Genomic DNA, 22,756 nt, shown 5'->3' on the forward strand with positions numbered 1-22,756 from the left:
CCGGCCTCAGTTCCCGTACGCCTTGGCCGCCGCGGCCTCCAGCGCGGCCGCCGTCCGCCGCGGGTCCGAGGGGTCGCGCAGGAAGTCCTGGAGGAGTTTCCACTCGCCGGCGCCCTTGGTGCCGCCGAACGCGGCCGGCGCCTGGTCGGACAGGTCGAAGCGGACGGAGTCCCCGGCGGCGACGAGCGAGGCGGCGGTGGCGCGGGCGGTGTCGTCCGCGTACGCCTCCGGCTTCACGTCCTTGTTGGGGGAGAGGAAGCCGCCCGCGCCCGCCCACACCTCGGCGGCCTCGGGGGTGGCGAGGAACTCCAGGAGCCTCATCCCGGCGTCCGCGTTCTTCGCGTCCTTGAGGACGACGGCGGCGTCGCCGCCGCTCACCACGGGCGCCTTCCCCGAGCCGACCGGCGGGAAGGGGAAGAACGCGGCGTCCTCGCCGGGCTTCCTGCCGAACTCGTCCCTGGCGACGCCGCCGACGAAGTCGCCTTCGTACACCAGGGCGGCCTTCGGCTCCGGGCCGAAGACCTTCTCCACGGAGCCGGGGAAGTCGGTCCGCAGCGCCTCGGCGGCACCGCCCGCGACGAGCCGCTCGTCCTTGAAGACCTCGGCGAGGGTGGTGAGGGCGGTGACGACGCTCGGGTCGGTCCACTTCAGCTCGTGCCGGGCCAGGAGGTCGTACTTCTCCGGTCCCGCCTGCGACAGGTAGACGTTCTCGAACCAGTCGGTGAGCGTCCAGCCGTCCTCGCCGGCGACGGCGAACGCGGGCAGGCCCGAGTCGGCGAGCGTCCGGCCCGCCGCGAGCAGCTCGTCCCAGCTCTTCGGCTCGCCCACCCCGGCCTGCTCCAGGGCGTCGGGGGCGTACCAGACGGTCGACTTGTGGGCGGCCTTGAAGTAGAGGCCGTAGAAGGAGCCGTCGACCGTGCCGTACTCCTTCCAGACCGGCGCGAGGTTCCCGGACGCGGTGGTCGTGGTCTTCTCGGAGAGCGGCTTCAGCCAGCCCTCCCCGGCGAACTGCCGCAGCACGCCGACCTGGGGGACGAGGACCACCTCGGGGGCGTTGCCGCCCTCGATCTTGCTGCCGACGAAGGTGGAGACGTTGTCGCCGGAGGGGACGAAGACGGTCTTGGCGCCGGTCTTCGCGCTGAACGCGTCGAGGACCTTCTTGAAGTTCTCCTGCTCGCCGCCGGTCCACACGCCGGCGACGGTGACGGTCGTGCCGGCCAGTTCGCCGCCGGACTTCGGGTCCGCGTCGCCGCCGCAGCCGGTGACGGTGAGCGCGAGAGCGAGCGCCGCGGAGAGCGCGCCCGCGGCGCGGCGGGTCGTGAGGGAGGGTCGTCGCATGGTCGTCCTTCCTTCGTTTCGATACCTTCATGTTAGGTACCTATGACGAAAGCATGTCAACGGGCGCGACCCAACAGCCTTATCGATCAGGCGAGTTGGAGATGATGGAGTGAGAGAGGAGAGTGGGAGTGGAGTGGGAGGGAGGGGCTCGTGTACTTAACGCGTAGGCAGGGGAGGGGTCGCGGCGAGCTCACGCGTCAGCCGCCGCACGCCCTCCTCAGGCGAGCACCGCAGCGCCAGGACGTCCTGCGCGACCGCCTGCACCGCCAGGCTCACCTGGTCGTACCGTGCGCTCTTCGGCCGCGGGACCGCCGCCAGCACGCTCTCCCGCAGGATCGGCAGGTACGGATGGGCCGCCACCAGCTCCGGATCCGTGTACAGCGAGGCCCGCACCGGCGGCAGCGAACCCCGCGTCAGCACCTGCCGCTGCACCCGCTCGCTCGTCAGGTACGCCAGGAAGTCGGCGGCCGTCGCCGGATGGAGCGACCGGGCCGACACGGCGAGGTTCGAACCGCCGAGGACGCTCGTGCCCGGCCCGTACGGCCCCGGCAGCGGCGCCGCCCCGAACCGGCCCGCCACCCCCGACCCGGGCCGCGCCGCGTCCGCGTACACATACGGCCAGTTCCGCAGGAACAGCAGCCGGCCCTCCTCGAAGGCCGCCTTCGACTCCTCCTCCTTGAACCGCAGCGCCTCCGCCGGGATCCACCCCTCCCGCACCCCGCCGGCCAGGAACGACAGGGCCGCCCGCGCCGCGTCCGAGTCCACCGCGACCCGCGCGCCCTCCTCGTGCAGCACCGTGCCGCCCGCCGACTGGATCGCCTCCGTGACGTTCACCGTCAGCCCCTCGTACGGCAGGAACTGCCCCGCGTAACCCCCGAGTCCATGGCGCGGCGCCAGCGTCCGGGCCAACCGGGCCAGCTCCGCCCACGTCCGCGGCGGCCGCTCGCCCGCCGCGTCCAGCACGTCCTTCCGGTAGTACAGCAACCCGGCGTTCGTCACGTACGGCACCGCGTACAGGCGTCCCCGGAACGTGGCCGTGTCCACCACCGGCGGCAGGAACTCCGCCAGTTCGAACCGCTCCCGCTCCAGCGGCGCGATCAGCCCCGCCGCCGCGAACTCCGACGTCCACGCCACATCGATGTTCAGCACGTCGAACCGGCTGCTCCCGGACCGCAGTTCGCTCAGCATCTGCGCCCGCGTCTCGTCCGCCGAGTCCGGCAGCTCGACCAGCGACACCGGCTCCGCGGGCCGTCCGGCGTTCCACTCCGCCACCAGCGGCGCCAGATAGTCGGTGAGGTCGCCCGCCGTCGCGAACGTCAGCGGCCCCCGGCCGACGGCCGCCCCCGTCCCGGACCCGGAGGCGGCCGTCGGGACGGCACCCCCGCACCCCGCGAGCAGGACGGCCGCGACCAGCAGGGCCTTCGACACGGACCGTACCCATCCCATGCGTACCTCCCGACCCGGAGACGGCGCCCCGCGTGACGGTCCATCGTGGCAGGACACGGCGCGCGCCGCATCGGTGATACTGGTCCGGGAACGACGCACGACACGGAAGGGGGAGCGCGTGCGGCAGCAGCTGCTGGCACTCCTCACCCGGGGCCCCGCCCACGGCTACGAGCTCAAGCAGGGCCTTGAACAACTCCTCGGCTCCGCCTACCCCCAGCCCAACGTCGGCCAGGTCTACGTGACCCTCGGCCGGCTGGAGAAGAGCGGACTCATCGAGGGCGAGGACGTCGAGCAGACGGGCCGCCCCAACAAGCGGATCTACCGCCTCACCGACGCCGGACGGGAGGCCGTCGCCGCGTGGTTCGAGGACACCGGTGACGAACCCCGGGTGCGCGACGGGTTCTTCATGAAACTCGCCCTCGCCCCCCTCTCCGGACTGGCCGACCCCATCGCCCTGATCAACCGGCAGCGGCGGCAGCACCTCAACACCATGCGCAGCCTCTCCCGGCTCGCCGCCGCCGAGGACCGCGACAACAAGATCGCCCAACTCCTCATCGAGGGCGCCATGCTGCACCTCCAGGCCGACCTCGACTGGCTGGAGCGCTGCCAGGAGGAGCTCGAATGAGCGGGAGCACGGGGCCCGGTGGCCCGCCGGGCGACGCGATCGTGCACGCCGAGGGCCTGTCCAGGACCCACCGCGGCGACCGCGCCCCCGTCCACGCCGTCCGGGGCGTCGACCTCACCGTCCGCCAGGGCGAGTTCGTCGCCGTCACCGGCCCCTCGGGAGCCGGCAAGTCCACCCTCCTCCACCTCGTCGGCGGCCTGGAACGCCCCGACGCCGGGCGCCTCTGGATCGGCGGCGAACGCGTCGACGGCTACGGCGAGGCCCGCTGGGCCGTCCTGCGGCGCCGCAGCGTCGGCATCGTCTTCCAGTTCTTCAACCTCGTCTCCCACCTCACCGTCGCCGACAACGTCGAACTCCCCGCCCTCCTCGCCGGCGCCTCCCCGCGCGCCGCCCGCGCGAGCTGCGAGGAACTCCTCGCCGAACTCGGCCTGAAGGGACGGGAGAACGCCCTCCCCGGCGCATTGTCCGGCGGTGAACAACAGCGCGTCGCCCTCGCCCGCGCCCTCGTCAACCAGCCCGCGCTCCTCCTCGCCGACGAGCCCGCCGGCAGCCTCGACAGCAAGGGCACCCGCGACGTCCTGCGCCTCCTCGCCCGCTTCCACGCCCGGGGCCAGACCATCCTCATGGTCACCCACGACGCCCGGATGGCGAGCGCCGCCGACCGCGTCATCAGCTTCTTCGACGGCCGGATCGCCGACGACGCCCCACTCGGCGACCCCGCCCCCGTCCGGCCGGGGGTGACCGGCGTACTCGATCTGAACGACTGAACGGGCACGGGCGGGCCGAGAGAGGAAGGGCGAGAGCGCATGCGGGCGACCTGGCGATGGGTCCACTCCGACCTCCGCACCCACCGGGGCGAGGCCCTCTTCGCGGTCCTCGCCAGCGCCGGCGTCATCGCCTCCCTCCTCCTCGCCGCCGCCCTCCTCGGCTACGCCGCAAGCCCCTGGCAGCGCGTCTTCAACCAGTCCCAGGGCAGCCACGTCTGGCTCCACGGCCGCGACGGACGCGACGGACGCGAGGGCCTCGGCCCGGCCGCCTTCGCCCCACTCGCCTCCCTCGACGAGGTCGCCGCCGTCTCCGGCCCCTTCCGCACGGCCGCCGCCACCCTGGAGAGCGGCGGAACCCGCGCCGGGGTCGCCCTGCGCGCCACCGGAACCCGCCCGCCCGACACCGCCCGCCCCCTCCTCACCGCAGGCCACTGGCTCACCGCCCCGACCGGTCGACAGGAGAGGACCCCGCACGACCAGATCGTGCTCGAACGCACCCTCGCCCGCACCCTGTGGGCCGAACCCGGCGAGACGGTCACCGTCACCCTCACCGGCCGCCACGGCCCCACCACCCGCACCCTGTACGTCGTCGGCGTCGCCGAGACCGCCGAACCCCGCTACCGCGCCGGCCAGGACGACGGCGTCGGCTGGATCCTCCCCGCGACCCTGGACCGCCTCGCCCCGGCCACCACCGGGCAGACCGTCGGACTGCGCCTGAAGGACCCCGGCGACACCGACTACGCCGTCCAGCGCGCCGTCACCCTCCTCGGCGCCGAACGCATCGCCCAGGTCACCAAGTGGCAGCAGGCGAAGGCCGACTTCGGCGGCGACGACCGGCTCCTCGGCCGGATCTTCGCCGCCTTCGGCCTCGCCGCCCTCCTCGCCGCGGCCGTCGCCGTCGCGGGCGCGGTCCGCGCCCGGATCAGGGGGCAGGCCGGCGACATCGCCGTCCTCAAGGCCGTCGGCTTCACCCCCGGCCAGGTGATCCGCGGCTTCCTCCTCCAGCACCTCGGCTTCGCCGTCGCCGGCGCGGCCCTCGGCACCGCCGCCACCCTCGCCCTCGGCCACGCGATACCCGGCCGCGTCGGCGAGGCCGTCGCCCTCTGGCCCCGCATGCCGGGCCACCGGGCCGCCGTCACCGGCATCCCCCTCGCCGCCGTCCTCCTCATCGCCGCCGCCACCGCGCTCGCCGCCTGGCGGGCCGGCCGCGTCCCCCCGGTCCCCGCCGCCCGCCGGGCCCACCCCGCCGCCCGCCCGCTCTCCGCCCTCGGCCGCCGCGCCCTCGGACTGCGCCTCTCCCCGGTCCTCGTCCTCGGCTGGCGCTCCGCCTTCACCGCACCCGGTCGCACCCGCGCCCTCGGCGCGACCGCCCGGCTCGCCCTCCCGATCGCCCTGATGACGGTGGCCCTCGTCGCCTGGTCGACCCTGGGCCAGTTCCGTACGGACCCCGCCCGCGTCGGCCGCGCCGCCGCCCTCACCGTACGCACGCAACAGCCGCCGCCGTCCGCCTCGTCGGAGGAGGCGCTGGAGGCCGTCCCGGGGGTCGCCGACGCCGTGCCCGGCGCCGAGTTCCGCGCGCTCGTCCCCGGCCAGACCGGCACCATCACCCTGCGCGGCCTCGGCACCCCCGACGCCCCCTACCCGCACACGATCGCCGAGGGCCGCGCCCCCGCCGGCCCCGACGAGGCCGTCGCCGGACAGGGCCTCCTCGACCTCCTCGGCGTACGCGTGGGGGAGTGGGTACGGATGACGGTCGGCGGCCGCCCGCAGATCCTCCACCTCGTCGGCCGCAGCATCGAACCCGACCACGGCGGCCGGGTCGTCTCCACCACCCTCGACACCCTCCGCGACTCCACCCCCGGCCTCCGCCCCGCCTTCCACGCCCTCGTGCTGCGACCCGGCGCCGACCCCCGCCGGGTCGCCTCCGCCGTGGCGACCGCGGCGGAGGCGACCGGTGAGGGCGCCGAGGTCCGGACCACCGCCGACCCGGCGGGCGGCGAGGACGCCCCGAGAGGCGTCCTCGCCGCCCTCGCCGCGGTCCTCGCGCTGATCGCCCTCGTCGAACTGCTCACCCTGATCGGCACAGGGGTACGCGACCGGGTGCGCGACCTGCTCGCCCTCCGCGCCATCGGCCTGACCCCTCGCCAGATCGGCGCCGTCGTCGTCACCTCGGCCACCCTCACCGCCCTCGCGGCGGCCGTCCTCGGCACGGCGGCGGGCGCCGTTCTCGGCCACTACCTCGTCGACGCCGAAGCCGCCGCCACCGGCCTCGGCGCCGGCGTCGCCCGCCTACCGGCCCCGGCACTCCTGGCCGCCCTCGTCCTCGCCACGACCACGGCCGGCGCGCTCGCGGCCCTGGCCCCCGGCATCCGCACCGCCCGCCGCCGCCTCGTCGACTCACCCGGCGAGACGCTCTAGCCTGCGGGGCGGGGCGGGGCGGGGCGTCGGGACGTCGGAGCGTCGGAACGTCTGGCCGACCGGGGCGAACCCGGGTGCCCGAGGGTGCGCCGAGCCGTGACACTGCTCCGACGACCGAAACGCCGACCGCCCCGCCGACCGCGTGCGGTGACGCCTCCGGTGACGCCTCCGGTCGAGCCGTGGCGGTGGACCGGCAACACCGCTCAGGCCCTCGTCCTCGTACGGGAACTCGCCGAGGGCGGCGGTACCGTCGACCAGGACCGGCTCGCCCGCGCCCTCGCGGCCGCCTGCACCGCCGACACCCACCGGGGCCACGGCGCCTCCCTGCACGATGTCCTGCACCGGATCGACGCCGGCGAGCCCGGGCGGGACGCCGTCGCCGGACAGTTCGGCGGGCAGTTCGGTGGGCAGGGCTCCTGGGGCAACGGCGCGCGCTGCCATGCGCATCGCCCCGCACGGCGCCTGGCACGCCGGAGACCTCGGCACGGTCGCGGAGCCGGCCACCACCCCGAGGCGGTCGCCGGGGCGGTGCCCGCCGCCCGCATACCTCGGCTCCGGATACCGCATGTCGGGCCCCCGGGTTGATCGCCGCCCGCCGCTGCCCTGGACCCCCCGGGCCTCGCGCAGCGCCGTACGCACCGACCACACCACGGACACCAGCGGCACCGCGAGGGGCACGCCGAGCAGCCACAGGGTGAACCCGACGAGCACCGCGTTGACGGCGGCGACGAGCACGATCCCGTGGGTGTACCCCGTGAACGTCCGCCACGCCGCGCGCCCGCCGACCGCCACCCGCTCCCGTACCGACTCCGGCAGCTGCTCCTGGAACCACGCCCATTGGCGGTCCCCCGAGTGGATGAAGAACACCGACGCGAACACGGCCAGGGCGAGTGTCGTCAGCAACGCCACCACATGGTGCGCCCTGCTCGCCGCCTCCCCGACCAGCGCCAGCACGCCGAGGACCAGCGCGAGTCCGCCGAACAGCGTGAGCGCCACCGCCAGTGCGCGGGGCAGACCGCGGGCGAGGAAGAGGGTCACCCCGCGGGCCGCCGCACCCGGTCTCCGCGACCTTGACCCGCCCAGCGGCGCACCAAGATCGAGAGTATTGTCCGGAAAGTACGACCGTGCGTGACGCTAGGCGATGACCGGAGGCCGTCATGAAGGACTTCAAGTACGAGCGCAAGCGCTCGCTCTCCCGCGCGGACGCGGCCGACCAGCTGTCCGCCCTCGCCACCGCCCTGCGCAAGGGCGGCGAGGCCGAACTCGAACTGGGCGGGGGCGTCCTGAACCTCCGGATCCCCGAGAAGCTCGCGGGCGAGATCGAGCTGTCGGTCGAGGGCGGTGAGATCGAGATCGAGATCGAGCTGAAGTGGCCGGTCCGGGGCACGGCGCTCCCGAAGGAGAAGGAGAAGGAGAAGGCGAAGGAGAAGGCGAAGGCACCGGCGAAGAAGGCGGCCGACAAGGCGAGCAAGCCCGCGCCCGCGAAAAAGGCACCCGCCAAGAAGCCGGCAGCGGCCAAGAAGGCGGCAGTGGCGAAGAAGACCACGGCGAAGAAGACCACGGCGAAGAAGACCACGGCGAAGAAGACCTCCGCCAAGAAGACCACCGAGAAGAAGACTCCGGTCAAGGCGAAGGCTCCTGCCAAGCGGTCATGACGGCTCGGCAGGAGCCGGGGCGGGTTCAGCAGCTGACGGTGCCCCTGCGGAGGGCGTGGCCGCCGGTGTTGGAGTCGTCGGACCAGTAGACGGGCTTGCCGCCCGCCACGCACTCGTCGGCGCCGGCGAGGGCGAAGCCCTCGTTGTTGTAGTCGGGCATGCCGGCGGGCCGGGCGTACGCGGCGGTGACGGCGAACGCGCCGGTGGCGGCGTCGACCTTCAGCGTGCGGTGCTGCCCGCCGCAGGTGTCGTCGCAGACGGCCCACAGCCGGGACGCCTGCGGCTCCCACTGGACCTCCATGACGCCGGCCATCCCGGTGGCGATCGAGGCGACGCGGGTGAAGGCGCCGGAGTCCTGGAGGACGTACCCGTGGATCGTTCCCGTGCCCTCGACGCCGAGGAAGAAGACGCCGCCGCCGTGGGCGCCGTAACCGGCCGGGGCGTAGGGGGCGCCGGTCGAGGCGTCCTTGAAGCCGGCGGCGGTGAGGGAGGTGTCGGGGATCCAGGTGATGGCCTCGAAGCCGGCGTTGGAGCCGGTCGGCGGCAGGTCGGCGGTGAGGTTCCACTCGCGGGTGGCGGTGAGGGCGGAGCCCGTACCGCCGACGTCGTAGCGCAGCACGGAGAGCCGGCTGGTGCCGGAGGCGTCGCCGTTGCGCTCGCTGGCGACGAAGACGCCGGCCGGGGCGCCGGCGCCGGTGACCGTGACGCCCTCGCCGTCGGGCGTGCCGGAGCCGTTGGGGAAGCGCAGGGTCTTGCCGGAGGACCAGCCGTTCGCGGTGTCCGGGGTCCAGCCGCCGGAGCCGTCGCGGACGAGCCGCCACAGCTTGCCGCTGTTCTGCGCGGCCCAGAGGACGGAGCCGTCCTGGCGGAGGCCGCTCAGGTCGCCGCCGAAGACGTTCGCGGCGTCGGCGGTGGCGACGGCGCTGCCGCCGGGCCAGGCGGCGGGGGTGGTACCGCCGCCACCATCGCAGGAGTTGGGCGCACCGAGCGTGAGGGCGGCCGCCTTGAACGCGCCGGTGCCGTCGGGGCAGCGGGACCAGGACGGCGAGGAGTGGCTGCTCCAGGAGTGGCTGTCCACGAGCGTGCTGCCGTCGGGCAGGTAGAGGCGGGCCTTGTCGCTGGAACCGAGCCCGAACTTTCCGTGCACGTCGAAGGCCCGGAAGGCGCCCGGGGCGAGCTTCGTGCCCGAGGCGATCGTGTACTTCGAGCTGTTGTTCTCGTCCTTGAGGATCCAACCGGAGAGGTCGACGGTCGAGGTGCCCTTGTTGTAGAGCTCGACCGAGTCCTCGACGGACCCGGTGGTGACGACCTCGTTGACGCGGATGTCGTTGGCGGCCGCGGCCGCCGCGGCCTGCGCGGGCGTGGCCCCCAACGCGCCGAGGACGAGCGCCGGTACGGCGACGAGGGCAAGGGTCAGTTCACGACGCCGGCGACGTACACGCGAAACGATCACAGAAGTCCGTCCTGGTTACGGGGGGGAAAGGGCGCCACGACCGTCGCGCCCCCACCCGAACACCACCCCTCACCCCCGAACCCCCACCATGAACACCAGCCGAACCCTTACCGGCCCCGCCCCTCCCCCCCGCCCCGCATCGCCGGTGTCCGTGCCGGTCGCTTGCCGCCCCGGTCGCCCGGGTACTGCTCCGACGGGAGGGCCGATGCGCATCTTCGAGCCGGGAGACACCGTCGTACGCCGGGACAGGCGCCCCTCGGGGCGTCCCTGGAGTGAGCACGCCCTGCGAGCCGTCGCCGATACGGAAGAGGCACTTGTGGCCGCCTGCGCCCCCGGGGCGCAGGTCCGCCGGCCCGTCCTGTACGAGGCGGCCCGGAAGTCGGGCGACCGGATGGAGCGAGGCGAGGCGCTCGAACAACTCGCTGCGGGCGACTGGCAGTTGACGGAAGCGTGCTGGCATGACACCGAACTGCTCCTCTGGAAACCGCCGGAAGCCTGGTACTCGGTCAACGCCTTCTTCACCCCGCCCCCCGACGGCTGCCTCCGTCACTGGTACGTCAACTTCGAGCATCCCATCCGCCGCACCGGGGACGGTTTCGACACCTTCGACCTGGCCGTCGACCTGATCGTCTCGCCCGACCTCGGCCGCCACGCCTGGAAGGACGAGGACGAGTACGCCCACGCGCGCCGCCTCGGCGTCATCGACGACACCGAGCACGCGGCCGTCTCCGCCGCCCGCGACGAGGTACTCGCTCTGATCGCGGCCCGCGCCGGTGTCTTCGCTCACGCGGACCACTGGGCCGCCTGGCGCTGGAATCCCTCCTGGCCCCTGCCTCGTCTGCCCGCCGAGTAGGTTTTTGCAGGGTCTGCATCTTTGCTGACCATGTACCCAGGGTGGAGGGGGTGCCTGCCGAGGGCGGGCTCAGGGAGCGCAAGAAGCGGGCGACGCGGGCCACGCGGGCCACGCGGGCCACGCGGGCCACGCGGGCCGCTCTGGCCTAGGCGGCGGTGCGGCTGGCGGTCGAGCGGGGCGTCGAGAACGTCACCGTTGACGCCATCAGCGCGGCGGCGGGTGTCTCCACCCGCACGTTCTTCAACTACTTCGACTCCCGCGACGAGGTCTTCGTCATGGTCGGGTCCGACTCCAGCGACCGCGTCTGCCGGGCCCGCCCCGCTTGAGGTGCTCCGTGACGCCCTGGCCGCGGAGCTGGGGGAGGTCGAGCAGCAGCAGGAGGTGTGTCGTCTGCACGCCGAGGTGCTGCGCAAGGCACCCCAGCTCCTCGCGCGCAGATCGGCGCCCACACCGCCGACGAACTCGGTCTCGCCGCTCTTCGACGAGGACCGGCCTGCGTTCGCCTCGCCGGCGGAAGGGGAGCGCCGACGCGCCCTTGACCTGTACTCGCGGCTGCTCGCCGCCGTCGGCGGCACCGCCGTCCGCGTCGCGGTCGAGCACTGGTCCGTACGACAGGACCAGGCCCCCGTCGCCGACGTGTTCCGGGAGACCTTCGAGCACCTCGCCGCCGGCCACCGGCCCTGCCCCCGCCCCGTCCGTCGCGACCTACGCAACGCGCGCCACCGAGAAGGAGAAGCTGTGAAATCACCCGCCGCGGCGCCCGCCGAGGCGCCCCCGGCCGCCATGTCGGACCGGCAGATACTCCAGGCCCTGTCCGGCCTGATGGCGGGCATGTTCGTCCCGGCCTCGCCGCCCAGGACATCGCCCTCACGACCGTCGCTCCCTCCCGGGACCTGGTCCTTCCGATCGCCCGGCTGCGCGAGCACGGTGTCCGCGTCGGCCTCGGCTCCGACGGCGTCCGCGACTCCTGGAGCCCCTTCGGCAACGCCGACATGCTCCACCGCGCCCACATCCTCGGCTGGGTCACCGGCGTCCGCCTCGACGAGGAACTGGCCGACTGCTACCGCGCGGCGGCCCACGGCGGCGCCGACGTCATGGGCCTTGCGCACGCCGACCTCGCCCCGGGTTCGCCCGCCGACTTCGTCCTCGTCCTGGGGCAGGGGCTGCCCCAGGTCGTGGTCGACATGCCGCAGCGGGACCTGGTCGTCCACGGCGGCGCCGTCGCGCGCAAGGTCGCGATCCGGCCAACGTGGGGAACGAGGGCAACGCCGCAAACGTGGACCACTGCCCCGTGAACTGCAAGACCTCTCTGCAATTTTCTGACGCCCATTCAATTTTCCCTTCAACTTCCTCCCTGGTGAGGGTGGTTGAAGAGGGCGCCCGCCGTCATCGGCGATGGACGCGCGTAGAGCGGCCGAAAGTGCGCCTTGCCGCCGTTCCCTGCGGAGTCGAGGATTCCTCTCGCAGTCGTCAGTCAGTCACGCTCACGACGTTGTCAGGTTCATGGCGGAAACCCCCGCCGATCCCACTCCACCTGGGCCGCCCACCCAGCGGCTCACCCCCCTCGGAGGACTCAGTGAACCGTTCGTCCCAGAACCGCCGCCTCACCAAGGGCACCCGCGCCCTCGCCGTCCTCGGTGCGCTCGTCGCCGCGACGGCCCTCGCCGCCCCCACGTCCTCGGCGCAGCCGGCCGACACCGCGCGGGCCGGCGTCGCCGCGCTCGCCGCCACCAGCGACGCCGTCCTCGACGCCGACGTGCCCGGCACCGCCTGGTACACCGACCAGGCGACCGGCAAGGTCGTCGTCACCGCCGACGAGACCGTCTCGTCGGACGAGATCGCCGCCCTCCGCAAGGCCGCGGGGGCGAACGCCCCGCACCTGAAGATCGAGCGGACCGCCGGCAAGATCAACAAGCTGATCGCGGGCGGCCAGGCCATCTACTCCGGCGGCGGCCGGTGCTCCCTGGGCTTCAACGTCCGCAGCGGCAGCACCTACTACGCGCTGACGGCCGGCCACTGCACCGACGCCGCGAGCACCTGGTACACCAACTCCGCCAACACCACCCTCCTCGGCAGCCGCGCCGGCTCCAGCTTCCCCACCAACGACTACGGCATCATCCGCCACTCCAACGCCTCCGCCGCCGACGGACGCGTCTACCTCTACAACGGCAGCTACCGGGACATCACCGGCGCCGGCAACGCCTACGTCGGCCAGTCCGTCCAGCGCAGCGGCAGCACCACGGGCCTGCGCGGCGGCACCGTCACCGGCCTCAACGCCACCGTCAACTACGGTGGCGGCGACATCGTCTACGGCCTGATCCAGACCAACGTCTGCGCCGAGCCCGGCGACAGCGGCGGCGCCATGTTCGCCGGCTCCACCGCCCTGGGCCTGACCTCCGGCGGCAGCGGCAACTGCTCCACCGGCGGCACCACGTTCTTCCAGCCGGTCACCGAAGCCCTCAACGCCTACGGCGTCAGCGTCTTCTGATCCCGCGACGACGACCGCGCCCACGCCGACACCACGGCGTGGGCGCGGTCATGCCGGCCGGTGGGCAGGAAGACCGCGTCGCGCACCACCAGCGACAGCGACAGCAGGGGGACGCCGAGGAGCACCGAGATGCCCAGGTGATGTACGCGGCCGTCGCGGGTACATCGGGATGCTCGCCGTCGACGGGGGGACTCGCTGGATCCCCGCAGCGGCCGGTATCGGTCGGATGACCGATGTGGGACGGGTACGGGCCCGGCGATGGTTCTCGGAGATCGTTCGGGGGTGCCCGTGGGGCGCCCGGTTTTCGAAAGGACCCTGCTGTGGGTACGTATGCGGATCTGGTGTTCGTCGGTGGACGGGTGGTCACGGTCGACGCCGACTTCTCCGTGGCCGAGGCCTTGGCGGTGACCGGATCGGTGATCAGCGCGGTGGGCACGCGGGAGGACGTGGCCCCGCTCGTCGGGCCCGGCACTCGGGTCGTCGATCTGGAGGGGGCGACGCTGCTGCCGGGCATCAACGACTCCCACTTGCACGGCTGTGCCTTCGGGACCGCGAGCCCGCCGTTGTCGGTGGAGGTCGGGCATCCGGCCGTTTCTTCCCTGGCCGACGTGGCCGAGGCGGTGCGGGAGGCGGTCGGGCGGACGCCCGACGGGCAGTGGGTCACCGGGCACGGCTGGGACCCCGGCTTCCTCGCCGAGTGCGTCGCCGACCCGGCCCGGCAGCCCTCGCGCCGCGACCTCGACGCGGTCAGCCCCGACCATCCCGTCGTCCTGTACTCCTTCTCCGGGCACGCCACGTGGGTCAACTCCAAGGCCCTGGAGCTGATCGGCATCGACCGGGACACCGTGGCTCCGCCCGGCGGCGCGATCGTCGTGGACGAGGCGGGGGAGCCGACCGGTCTGCTCCACGAGGGTGCGCAGGCACTCATCCAGAACGCGTTGCCGGCGCTCAGCAGGCAGGAGCGCGCGGACGCCATCCGCTCGACCCTCGCCACGCTCGCCCGGCTCGGCGTCACCAGCTACACCGAGCCCGGGCTCGGGCCCGGCGGCGACGGCATCATGCGCGGCACCATGGGCACCCAGACGTTGGACGTGTACCGCGAACTGCTCGCCGACGGCGAACTCACCGCTCGGGTCGGCGTGTTGCTCCTGCCGACGGGCATGGCGAGCACCGCGGACGAGTTCGCGCGGAACCTCGACGACCTGGCCGGTGTCGCCGTCGGCGACGACCCGCGCCGCCTCGCCGTCCACGGCGTGAAGGTGTTCGCCGACGGCATCGTCCCCAACAAGACGGCCTGGATGCACGAGCCGTACGTCGGCGGGGGCTGCGGCTCCCTCTGCGTCGGCGGCGACATCGACGACGAGCGGGTCGCCGAGATCCGTGCGATGGTGCGGCACGCTCACGCCGCCGGGTACCAGCTCGGCGTGCACGCCACCGGCGACCGGGCCATCGACACCGTCGTCGACGCCTTCGCCGAAGCCGCCGCCGAGCGCCCCCGCGACGACGCCCGCCACTACGTCATCCACGGCGACTTCCTCACGCCGCACGCCATGGAGGTGCTGGCCGAGCACGACTTCGGGGTCAACATGAACCCGACGATCAAGTGGACGGTGGCGGACATGGAGGAGGAGTTCGTCGGCGCGGGCCGGGCCGCGTACGCGTGGCCGTACCGTGACGCCCTCGACGCCGGCGTGCGCGTGGCCAGCGGTTCCGACGCCCCCGTCACGCACCCCGACTGGCGGCAGGGCGTCGCCACCATGGTGCTGCGCGAGTCGAAGGCCGCGGGCCGGGTGAGCGGACCCGAGCAGCGGATCGCGCTCGCCGAGGCGATCCGTACGTACACCATCGACGCGGCCTGGCAGGACTTCGCCGACGACTGGAAGGGCTCCCTGGAGCCCGGCAAGGTCGCCGACCTGTGCGTCGTCGGCGGCGACCTGCTCGGTGCGGACCCCCACGCCATCCCGGAGCTGCCCGTCGTCCTCACCGTCCTCGACGGACGGATCGTGTACGAGGCCGGGCCCGGCACCCGGTCCCGCACCGGGTCCGGCGAGGGCTCCGGCACGGGCCTCGGCGTGGGCTCCCACACGGGCTCCCACACCGGCTCCGACATCCCTCGCGATTGACGTATGCCGGACAGATGATCATCCTGGTGGGATGGCGGCGCGGCACAGCACAGTGGTCACAACGGACATCCTCGACGCCGCCGTCCACGTCCGGGACGCCGCCAGGAGCGCCACGGCCGGTTCGGCGGGCGTCGACACGGTCCTGGCGGCGCTCTCCGAGGTCGTGGAGCACGACCACGCCTCCCTGACCCGGTGGGACCCCCGGCGGCGGCGCCACACCACGCTGGCCGGGAGCTATCCGGAGGAGGCCACGGCCTACATCGAGACCCGCCTCCACCGCGACCCGGTCTTCCCCGTGCTGCACAGCCCCGCCCAGGGCGGCCTCTGGCTCGGGGACGTACCCAGGCGGCTGCTCGACTCCTCGCCGGGATTCCGGGACGTGCTCGCCCCGCTGGGCATCGTGGACGGCGTCGCCCAGTGCCTCTTCACCTCCGACGGCCGGTACGTCGGCATGCTGAACGTCAGCATCCGGCGACCGCGCCGCACCCCCGACCCGGCCCGCGCCGTGGTCACGCTCCTCACCGAGGCCCTCGCCGCGACCGTGGCCACCGGCGAGGCCGGCCCGGCCCGCCCGCCCGGCGGGCTTTCGCCGCGGGAACTGGAGGTGCTGGCCGAGCTGACGGCCGGACGCACCAACCGCCAGATCGCCGAACTGCTCTACGTCACCCCGCGCACGGTGGGGACCCACATCGAGCACATCCTCGCCAAGCTCGACCTCCCCAACCGCGCGGCGGCGGCGGCCCAGGCGGCGGCCTGGGGCATCCGGTCGCCGCACTGAGCGAGCGGCTCGCGCCGGACGCTCACCCCACGTCGTGCCCCACGTCCTGCCCCGACGTCATGCCCCCATGCCGTGCCCGAGGTCGATGCCGAGCCGCTCCGCGACCGAGGTGAGCGCCTTCCCGAGGGGCAGGGCCACACGGGTGGCGGCGAGGGTGTCGCCGCGGGTCGGATCACGGTTGACGATCACCACGGGGGTGCCGGCCTGCGCTGCCTGACGGACGAACCTCAGCCCCGACATCACCGTCAGTGACGACCCGAGCACCAGCATGGACGCGGCGCCCCGCACCAGCTCCCGGCAGTGTTCCACGCGCTCGGGAGGCACCGTCTCGCCGAAGAAGACCACGTCGGGCTTGAGCACCCCGCCGCACACGACGCACGACATCACGTGGAAGCCCGCGACCTGCTCGTCCGTGAGATCGGCGTCGCCGTCGGGGTTGATCGCGGCGGGGACGGGGTCGAACCCCGGGTTGGCCTCCTCAAGGCGGCGCGCGAGCTCCCGCCGGGGGCTCGTGTCGCCGCACTCCAGACACACGACCCGATCGAGACCGCCGTGCAGCTCGACGACGCCGTCGCTGCCGGCGGCCTGGTGCAGCCCGTCGACGTTCTGCGTGACCACGCCGCCGAGGAGCCCGGACCGGCCGAAGGCGGCCACCGCACGGTGTCCGTCGTTGGGCCGGGCCCGCCCGAAGGTGCGCCAGCCGAGGTGGCTGCGGGCCCAGTACCGCCGCCGCGCCTGCGCGTCGCCCGTGAAGTCCTGGTACGTCATGGGCGTGTGCCGGCTGAGGCTCCCGCCCTCACCCCGGTAGTCCGGGATGCCCGACTCCGTCGAGATCCCGGCCCCGCTGAGGACGAGTACGCCGCCGGCCCGCACCGCGTCGACGACCGGTTCCAGATCGGTCGTCCCCGGCGGCAGCTCCCCGGTCGGTGTCCAGCTCAAAGTAGGCCGCATGCGCATGCGGCCAGCGTACGGAACGTCCACCGAAGACGCCGTACGTCAGGTGTTGGCCCAGTCCCGCGTGGACAGCACCAGCAGATAGCCGTCCGGGTCCTGGACCGTCACGCCCCAGGTGTCCCAGTAAGGGTTGTGGGCGGGTACGCGCTTCCCGCCGTGCTCTTCGAGCCGCCGCACGAGCGCGTCCGGCACCTCCTCGCCCAGATAGACCACCAGCAGGTCCTCGGCCGTCGGCCGGGGCTCGATCGGAGCGGTCGGATCGAGGACGAGTTCAAGGTGCCAGCCGGCGCCACGCCACCCGACCATGAGCAGCGAGTGCGTGCCGGGAGTGCCGTCGGCCGCGTGCCGGTACTGCACGTCGAGGCCGAGCCCCGCCACCCAGAAGCGTTCCGCTGCCTCCAGGTCACGCGAAGGGCGGGCGATACGGATGTGTGCGGCGGCATCGGCGGACAAGACAGGACCTCCTGATCGACGGGTGTCCCCGACCCTAGGCACCGGATCACACCCCTGCCCATACCCCGCTGGACCTACGACCGGCGAAGGAGAACCCCGTCACGCGTTCGCGGTGTCGGCGAGCTTGTCCAGTTCGCGCATGGCCTGGCCGTGGGCGCTCATGCGGCGGCTCACCGCGCCGGTCGTGTAGAGGCCCACGCCGGCGATCGAGAGCGGGAGGGAGAGGCCGAGTACGGTCAGGGCCTCGGGCCAGTCGCGCTCGGCCTGGCACCAGGAGTTCTGCCTGATGCCGCGGTTGGCGGTGCCGTCGTCCGTCAGCAGGCGGGACTCGCACTCGGCCGGGTACTTGTCGTCGGGCTTGCGGTCGACCTCGTACGGCGTCAGCAGCAGGATCGCGCACCAGGTCCACAGGAGCGCGGCCAGGCCCAGCAGGGCCATGCCCCAGATGCTCGTCCGGCGCGCCCGGTCGCGGAAGTCGAGGTCGAAGTCACGTGATCGCATGGCGACCGAACATAGCAGCGGATTTCCGGGCGTTCGGCGGTCATTGACAACGCAGGTGCGTGGATCGCTTCGTGCCTGGTGTTGGACGGGAGGGGAGGTGCGGCGCGAAGCTGATCATCGATACCTCTTCCCCCTTCCGCCAGTCCAGCAGTGAAACGAGGCGCGGTGTTCATGCGTGACGACGTCTTCGAGACGGCCGGCGGTTCGGTCCGGGGCTTCCGGGTCAAGGGCGGTGACGACGTCGTCGCCGTGCTCGGGATCCCCTACGCCGCACCCCCGTTCGGCGCCGACCGGTTCCGGGAGCCGCGCCCGGCCCCGCCGTGGAGCGGCGTCCGGGACGGTACGGAGTTCGGGCCGGTCGCCCCGCAGTCGGCGGAGCTCCCCGGCGCGCCGAACTGGTCGCCCGGAGACGAGGACGTCCTCACCGTCAACGTCTGGACCCCGGCTCCCGGCCGCGGCGGCCGTCTCCCCGTGCTGGTCTGGCTCCACGGCGGCGCCTACACCTTCGGCTCCTCCGCCCAGCCCGACTTCGACGGTACGGCGCTCGCCCGCGCCGGCCTGGTGGTCGTGACCGTGAACTACCGTCTAGGGTTCGAGGGTTTCGGGCACGTCCCCGATGCCTCCCCCGATGCCTCCGACGACGCCTCCATCGTCTCCGAAGTCCCCGACAATCGGGGGCTGTTGGACCAGATCGCGGCCCTCCGCTGGGTGCGCGACAACATCCACGCCTTCGGCGGCGACCCCGACGACGTCACCCTCGCCGGTCAGTCCTCCGGCGCGACCTCCGTGGTCTGCCTGATGGTGATGGACCGGGCCCGGGGCCTGTTCCACCGCGCCATCGCCCACAGCCCCGCGAGCCCGTTCCACACCCGGGACATCGCCGCGGCGACCGCCCGCGAGATCGCCGCCGCGGCCGGCTGCCCCGCGACGTGGGAAGGCCTGGCGTCGGCCACCCCGCAGGCCCTGGTCGCGGCCGCGGACCAGGTGGTCGACGCGTACCGGAACGACCCCGGCTCCGGCTCCCGCCACTACGACCCCTCCCTCTTCGCCCCCGTCCTCGACGGCGACACCCTCCCCACCGACCCGCTCACCGCCCTGGCCGCCGGCGCGGCCCGCGACGTGGACCTGCTGCTCTGCCACACCACGGAGGAGTACTGGCTCCTCGACGCCGTCGGCAGCTGCGCGAAACTCACCACCGAGGCACAACTCGCCCGCTTCGCCCGCGACTTCGGCCTGAGCGACGAGCTGCTCGACGCCTACCGCTCCCCGGACCCGGCGCTGCTCGCCGACGACTATCTCGCCCTCTTCGGAGACCTGCTCTTCGTCGAGTTCACCCACCGTCTTGCCGAGGCGCACGCGGCCGGCGGCGGCCGGACGTACCTCTCCCGCTTCGACCGGCGTCGCGAGCGCGCCGACGGCACGACCGTCCATGCCTGGCACTGCGCCGACATCCCCTTCGCCTTCGGCAACCTCGACGACGCCCACCTCTCCTTCCTCATCGGAGGCGCCCCCACCCCCGAGGACCACGCCCTGTCCCGCCGCATGGCCGGCGCCTGGGCCGCCTTCGCCACGACCGGAAACCCGGGCTGGGACCCGATACGGAAGGACGACACGGAGGCGGGACGGACCACCCACGTCTGGACCCTCGCCGACCGTCCGCCAGCCGACCCCAGGCCCGTACGTCCCCGCGACCTCTGGGCGAAGGTCGCATTCCCCCTCCTGCACCCGTGACGTGACCGGTCCTGACGCCAGCCACACGGGCGTGGAGATCCGCGGCGTCCCGAGGACCGCCTGGCCACAGCCACGGTCACAACCACTGCGCCCAGCCGAACGCGAACATGTAGGCGCGCCGTAGCCCCGACGCACCGCGGTGGCCCCGAAGGAACAGCACGGCCGCGGCGGCGGTGAAATGCGCGGCGAACGCGCCTGCGATCGACACACTGGCGACAGGGCTCACGAAGATCCCGATCGACAGACCGGTCTCGCCGCCCACAGGGTGTCGATCAGCGAGCTCGTGCGGGTGCGGATCTCCGTGCTCCTGGAGGGCTGGGGCGAGCGGGAGGTGCTCACGCCTCGGCTCCTCGACTGCCGTGGAGACGGTGAGCCGGGGCCGGTGACGCTGGTGCCGCCGGTGGAGGAGGAGGCGGCCGGTGGCGTTCTCGTGCCGTGGATCGCCTGCGAGCGGTGTGGTGATGTCCTCGCGAGGGTGCACGTGCGCGAGCCTTGGGGAGGGCTTTCCTACCTCGCCGTGCGGTACGTGATCACCTCGTCGGCAGGCGGCGGCGCGGTCACACGGGAATTCCCCGCGGAATCCGTGGACTTGGCATTCGCGTACCTGCTGGAGGCTTGCTCGGGGTAGTGCCCACACGACTCGTTACGACGCCTCGTTCCCCCTTCTGTTCAGCGGGCTGCTCCACGTGTCCGGCCATGGGCCGGGCGGAGCGGGGGCGGGGGCGGGGGCCTCGGGACAGAGGTGCTACCGGCCCGCCGTCTCGAACAGCAGCCCGGCCGCCACCGTCGCGCCGTCGTCGCGGATCCGGCCGCGTACCGCTTCCGCCCGCGCGCGGGTCTCGGGGCTCAGGGCCGTTGCCAGGGCGGCCGACAGGACTGTCGGCGACGGGGGTTCCGGCGGCGGGGCGGGGAGGGTCGCGCCAAGACCTAGGGTGGCGATGCGGTCCGCCCAGTACGGCTGGTCGCCGGCCCGGGGGACGATCACCTGCGGGGTGCCGGCGCGCGCGGCGGTGGTGGTCGTGCCCGCGCCGCCGTGGTGGATCACGGCGGCCACCCGGGCGAAGAGGGCCTGGTGGTCCGCCTCGTCGACCGCGAGGCAGTCGTCACCGTCGTCCGTCGGGGTCAGTCCGGCCCAGCCGCGCGCGAGGATCACGCGGCGGCTCCGCTCGCGGGCCGCTTCGATCGCCGCCCGGGCCAGGGCGGACCCCGCCGTGCCGAGCGGGGTGCTACCGAAGCCGACGTACACGGGGGGCGGCCCGGCCTTCAGGAAGGCCGTCACCTCCGGTGGAAGCGGGCGGGCGACGGGGCGGAACCACGCACCCGTCCTCACGACGTCGACCGCGCCTCCGCCACCGCCACCGATGCCTATGCCGGCCGTCGGCCAGGGGGACAGGACCGGGTCCGCCGCCAGCCAGGGGCGGTCGGTGAAGGCGTAGCCGCGGACGTCGTCCACCGGCGGCAGGCCGGCCGCATCCCTGAACGCGCCGAGCATCGCGCCGAACATGTCGTTCGCGAGGCGGGCGTCGAGGTCCCACAGCTCGCGGTTGTCCTCGACGTCCGGCGGCAGCGGCCGGCCCCGCCGGCCCGGCGGCGGCTGGTGCGGGGACGGGAGGACGACCGGCGTGTGGGTGGCGTACACGTAGGGGACTCCGAGCCGCTCCGCCACCGACCGCGCCCCCGCCGTCACCGGCAGCGGGCCCGTCGCGACCACCACGTCGCACCCCTCGGCCGCCTCCGCGACCGGCCCGAACTGCGCGGCCATCAGATCGGCCGCCCGCTGCGCCAGACCGACGGCGGACCCGGGCTTCACCGTCGTCACCAGCGGCCGCACCGGCGCGCCCACCGGTATCGCCGCAACCCCCGACCCGTCCAGCAGTTCCGTGAACTCCCCGTCGGGCGGCGCGCACACGCGTACCTCCGCGCCCCGCTCGCGCAGGGCTTCCGCGAGCCCGGCCATCGGCTCCACGCTTCCGCGCGCCCCGTAGGCGGACACCACCACACGCATGCGACGCATCCCGCGCTCCCCCCCCGATGTGACCTGACCCCGAGCGACCTGACCTGCGGAGTCATATAGGTGTGCGATTGTCGGTCACGCGTGATAGTCACTACACCCACGGGGTGGGACGATCATCAGCCACCTCGTGCGAACACGGCAAGGGGTGGGGACATGGCGTTGCTCCGGGACCTGGGGAACACGCTGGGAAGATGGACGGGCAGGCCCGTCGCGCGCGTCGACGCCGACTCCGGCGACCCGGACGTGCGGCGCGTCCGCGAGGCCGCCGAGGCCGCGGACTGGGCCGCCGTACGGGACGTGCTCGACGCGCGGCCCGAGAGCGAGGACCGTACCGGCCTCCTGTGGGCCGTCGGCGACGTCGCCGGGGTGGAGCGGTGGATCGCCGACGTCATGGCCGCCGAGCCGGACGCCGCGCTGCCGCGCCTCGTGGCGGGCGTCCGGCACATCAGCTGGGCCTGGGAGGCCAGGACCGCGGCGCGCGCGCAGCACGTGTCGCGCGAGCAGTTCGAGGTGTTCTTCGAGCGCCTCGGCACCGCTGAGACCCGGCTGTACGAGGTCGCCGAGCGCGAACCCGGATGGACCTCGCCCTGGTACGGCCTCCAGGTCACCGGGCGCGGCCTCCAGGTCGGCCAGGAGGTGGCACGGCGCCGCTTCGAGGCGACCGTGCGCCGGGACCCGTACCACCTGGGCGCGCACCAGCAGCAGTTGCAGCAGGTCTGCGAGAAGTGGAGCGGCTCCCACGAGGAGATGCACGCCTTCGCCCGCGCCTCCGCCTTCGGCGCGCCCGCCGGGACGCTCCTCGGCCAGCTCGTGGCCGTCGCGCACCTGGAGCACTGGCTCGCCCTCGACTCCGGTCCCGACGCGCGCTACATCCGGCAGCCGCAGGTCGTGGCCTCCCTGAACGAGGCCGCCGACCACTCCTTCCGCCACCCGGACTTCGTGCGCGGACGCGGCTGGCTCCAGGTCTACAACACCTTCGCCATGGCGTTCGCCCTCGCCGGCGACGTCGCCTCCGCCCGCGCGTGCTTCCGGGCCACGGAGGGCCGCGTCACCGAGTTCCCCTGGTACTACCTCGACGGCTCCGACCCCGCCAAGGCGTACCGACAGCACCGGTCGTTCGCCGGACGCTGACGCTGACGCTGACGCTGACGCTGACGCT

At 73.7% G+C, this 22,756-nt stretch carries 21 protein-coding genes and 2 pseudogenes; 14 read left to right on the plus strand and 9 right to left on the minus strand.

Annotated features, from left to right (window positions below; all coding sequences use genetic code 11):
• Positions 1–6: 6 nt before the first annotated feature.
• Together HHL19_RS17335 and HHL19_RS17340 are read right to left on the minus strand one after the other, a co-directional pair.
• Positions 7–1,338, minus strand: a complete 1,332-nt coding sequence (locus HHL19_RS17335; RefSeq protein ID WP_169090552.1) for an ABC transporter substrate-binding protein — start codon at positions 1,336–1,338, stop codon at positions 7–9.
• A gap of 156 nt (positions 1,339–1,494) precedes the next feature.
• Positions 1,495–2,784 carry an ABC transporter substrate-binding protein gene (locus HHL19_RS17340; RefSeq protein WP_169090554.1) on the minus strand — a complete coding sequence of 430 codons (1,290 nt, stop codon included), beginning with the start codon at positions 2,782–2,784 and terminating at the stop codon, positions 1,495–1,497.
• Between the two features lie 118 nt (positions 2,785–2,902).
• Here HHL19_RS17340 and HHL19_RS17345 point away from each other — a divergent pair, with 118 nt between their 5' ends.
• The 4 genes from HHL19_RS17345 to HHL19_RS17360 all read left to right on the plus strand — a co-directional run bounded on the left by HHL19_RS17345 (position 2,903) and on the right by HHL19_RS17360 (position 7,179).
• Positions 2,903–3,409, plus strand: coding sequence for a PadR family transcriptional regulator (locus tag HHL19_RS17345; RefSeq protein ID WP_169090556.1), 507 nt, complete (start codon positions 2,903–2,905; stop codon positions 3,407–3,409).
• Positions 3,406–4,176 (plus strand): ABC transporter ATP-binding protein, encoded by a 771-nt coding sequence (locus HHL19_RS17350; RefSeq protein ID WP_169090558.1) that lies wholly within the window; start codon positions 3,406–3,408, stop codon positions 4,174–4,176. Before HHL19_RS17345 ends, HHL19_RS17350 begins: the two co-directional genes overlap by 4 nt.
• 39 nt (positions 4,177–4,215) lie before the next feature.
• Positions 4,216–6,594, plus strand: a complete 2,379-nt coding sequence (locus HHL19_RS17355; protein ID WP_169090560.1) for an FtsX-like permease family protein — start codon at positions 4,216–4,218, stop codon at positions 6,592–6,594.
• A 159-nt stretch (positions 6,595–6,753) separates the two neighbouring features.
• Positions 6,754–7,179, plus strand: a complete 426-nt coding sequence (locus HHL19_RS17360; protein WP_346770286.1) for an ADP-ribosylglycohydrolase family protein — start codon at positions 6,754–6,756, stop codon at positions 7,177–7,179.
• Between the two features lie 72 nt (positions 7,180–7,251).
• On the opposite strand, the pseudogene HHL19_RS17365 reads toward HHL19_RS17360, so the two are convergent.
• Positions 7,252–7,620: pseudogene (locus HHL19_RS17365) on the minus strand (AI-2E family transporter); the annotation flags it as partial.
• Positions 7,621–7,751: 131 nt separating this feature from the next.
• On the opposite strand from HHL19_RS17365, the gene HHL19_RS17370 reads away from it, so the two are divergent.
• Positions 7,752–8,249 (plus strand): amphi-Trp domain-containing protein, encoded by a 498-nt coding sequence (locus tag HHL19_RS17370; protein ID WP_169090562.1) that lies wholly within the window; start codon positions 7,752–7,754, stop codon positions 8,247–8,249.
• 25 nt (positions 8,250–8,274) lie between these two features.
• Here HHL19_RS17370 and HHL19_RS17375 read toward each other — a convergent pair whose 3' ends face one another.
• Positions 8,275–9,702, minus strand: a complete 1,428-nt coding sequence (locus tag HHL19_RS17375; protein ID WP_169090564.1) for a lamin tail domain-containing protein — start codon at positions 9,700–9,702, stop codon at positions 8,275–8,277.
• Positions 9,703–9,907: 205 nt separating this feature from the next.
• Here HHL19_RS17375 and HHL19_RS17380 point away from each other — a divergent pair, with 205 nt between their 5' ends.
• The 6 genes and pseudogenes from HHL19_RS17380 (at position 9,908) to HHL19_RS17405 (ending at position 15,944) form a co-directional block, all read left to right on the plus strand.
• Positions 9,908–10,555, plus strand: coding sequence for a DUF402 domain-containing protein (locus HHL19_RS17380; RefSeq protein ID WP_169090566.1), 648 nt, complete (start codon positions 9,908–9,910; stop codon positions 10,553–10,555).
• A gap of 155 nt (positions 10,556–10,710) precedes the next feature.
• Positions 10,711–10,881, plus strand: coding sequence for a helix-turn-helix domain-containing protein (locus HHL19_RS38525; protein WP_346768438.1), 171 nt, complete (start codon positions 10,711–10,713; stop codon positions 10,879–10,881).
• A gap of 534 nt (positions 10,882–11,415) precedes the next feature.
• Positions 11,416–11,850: pseudogene (locus HHL19_RS17390) on the plus strand (amidohydrolase family protein); the annotation flags it as partial.
• Positions 11,851–12,131: 281 nt separating this feature from the next.
• Entirely contained in the window at positions 12,132–13,043 is a 912-nt protein-coding gene (locus HHL19_RS17395) for an alpha-lytic protease prodomain-containing protein (protein WP_169090568.1), read from the plus strand.
• 320 nt (positions 13,044–13,363) lie between these two features.
• Positions 13,364–15,166, plus strand: coding sequence for an amidohydrolase (locus HHL19_RS17400; RefSeq protein ID WP_346768437.1), 1,803 nt, complete (start codon positions 13,364–13,366; stop codon positions 15,164–15,166).
• Between the two features lie 31 nt (positions 15,167–15,197).
• Positions 15,198–15,944 carry a LuxR family transcriptional regulator gene (locus HHL19_RS17405; protein ID WP_169090572.1) on the plus strand — a complete coding sequence of 249 codons (747 nt, stop codon included), beginning with the start codon at positions 15,198–15,200 and terminating at the stop codon, positions 15,942–15,944.
• 57 nt (positions 15,945–16,001) lie between these two features.
• Here HHL19_RS17405 and HHL19_RS17410 read toward each other — a convergent pair whose 3' ends face one another.
• From HHL19_RS17410 to HHL19_RS17420, 3 genes are all read right to left on the minus strand, one after another.
• Positions 16,002–16,901: an NAD-dependent protein deacetylase gene (locus HHL19_RS17410; RefSeq protein ID WP_206325275.1), complete on the minus strand. Its 900-nt coding sequence runs from the start codon at positions 16,899–16,901 to the stop codon at positions 16,002–16,004.
• 39 nt (positions 16,902–16,940) lie between these two features.
• A complete protein-coding gene (locus HHL19_RS17415; protein WP_169090574.1) occupies positions 16,941–17,351 on the minus strand; it encodes a VOC family protein in 411 nt (136 codons plus the stop codon).
• A gap of 99 nt (positions 17,352–17,450) precedes the next feature.
• Positions 17,451–17,852 (minus strand): hypothetical protein, encoded by a 402-nt coding sequence (locus HHL19_RS17420; protein ID WP_169090576.1) that lies wholly within the window; start codon positions 17,850–17,852, stop codon positions 17,451–17,453.
• Between the two features lie 171 nt (positions 17,853–18,023).
• Here HHL19_RS17420 and HHL19_RS17425 point away from each other — a divergent pair, with 171 nt between their 5' ends.
• On the plus strand, positions 18,024–19,583 hold the full coding sequence (locus HHL19_RS17425) for a carboxylesterase family protein (RefSeq protein WP_169090578.1): 1,560 nt from the start codon (positions 18,024–18,026) through the stop codon (positions 19,581–19,583).
• A gap of 76 nt (positions 19,584–19,659) precedes the next feature.
• On the opposite strand, the gene HHL19_RS17430 is transcribed toward HHL19_RS17425, so the two are convergent.
• Positions 19,660–19,845: a hypothetical protein gene (locus HHL19_RS17430; protein ID WP_169090580.1), complete on the minus strand. Its 186-nt coding sequence runs from the start codon at positions 19,843–19,845 to the stop codon at positions 19,660–19,662.
• Between the two features lie 3 nt (positions 19,846–19,848).
• Here HHL19_RS17430 and HHL19_RS17435 point away from each other — a divergent pair, with 3 nt between their 5' ends.
• Entirely contained in the window at positions 19,849–20,211 is a 363-nt protein-coding gene (locus HHL19_RS17435) for a hypothetical protein (RefSeq protein WP_169090582.1), read from the plus strand.
• A gap of 117 nt (positions 20,212–20,328) precedes the next feature.
• Here the strand turns inward: HHL19_RS17435 and HHL19_RS17440 are convergent, their stop codons facing one another.
• Entirely contained in the window at positions 20,329–21,588 is a 1,260-nt protein-coding gene (locus HHL19_RS17440; protein ID WP_169091148.1) for a glycosyltransferase, read from the minus strand.
• Between the two features lie 162 nt (positions 21,589–21,750).
• Here HHL19_RS17440 and HHL19_RS17445 point away from each other — a divergent pair, with 162 nt between their 5' ends.
• Complete coding sequence (locus tag HHL19_RS17445) at positions 21,751–22,728, plus strand: hypothetical protein (RefSeq protein WP_240981651.1); 978 nt, start codon at positions 21,751–21,753, stop codon at positions 22,726–22,728.
• The last annotated feature ends 28 nt before the right edge of the window (positions 22,729–22,756 follow it).

It is taken from the genome of Streptomyces sp. R302 (genome assembly GCF_012927245.1).
Lineage (GTDB): Bacteria > Actinomycetota > Actinomycetes > Streptomycetales > Streptomycetaceae > Streptomyces.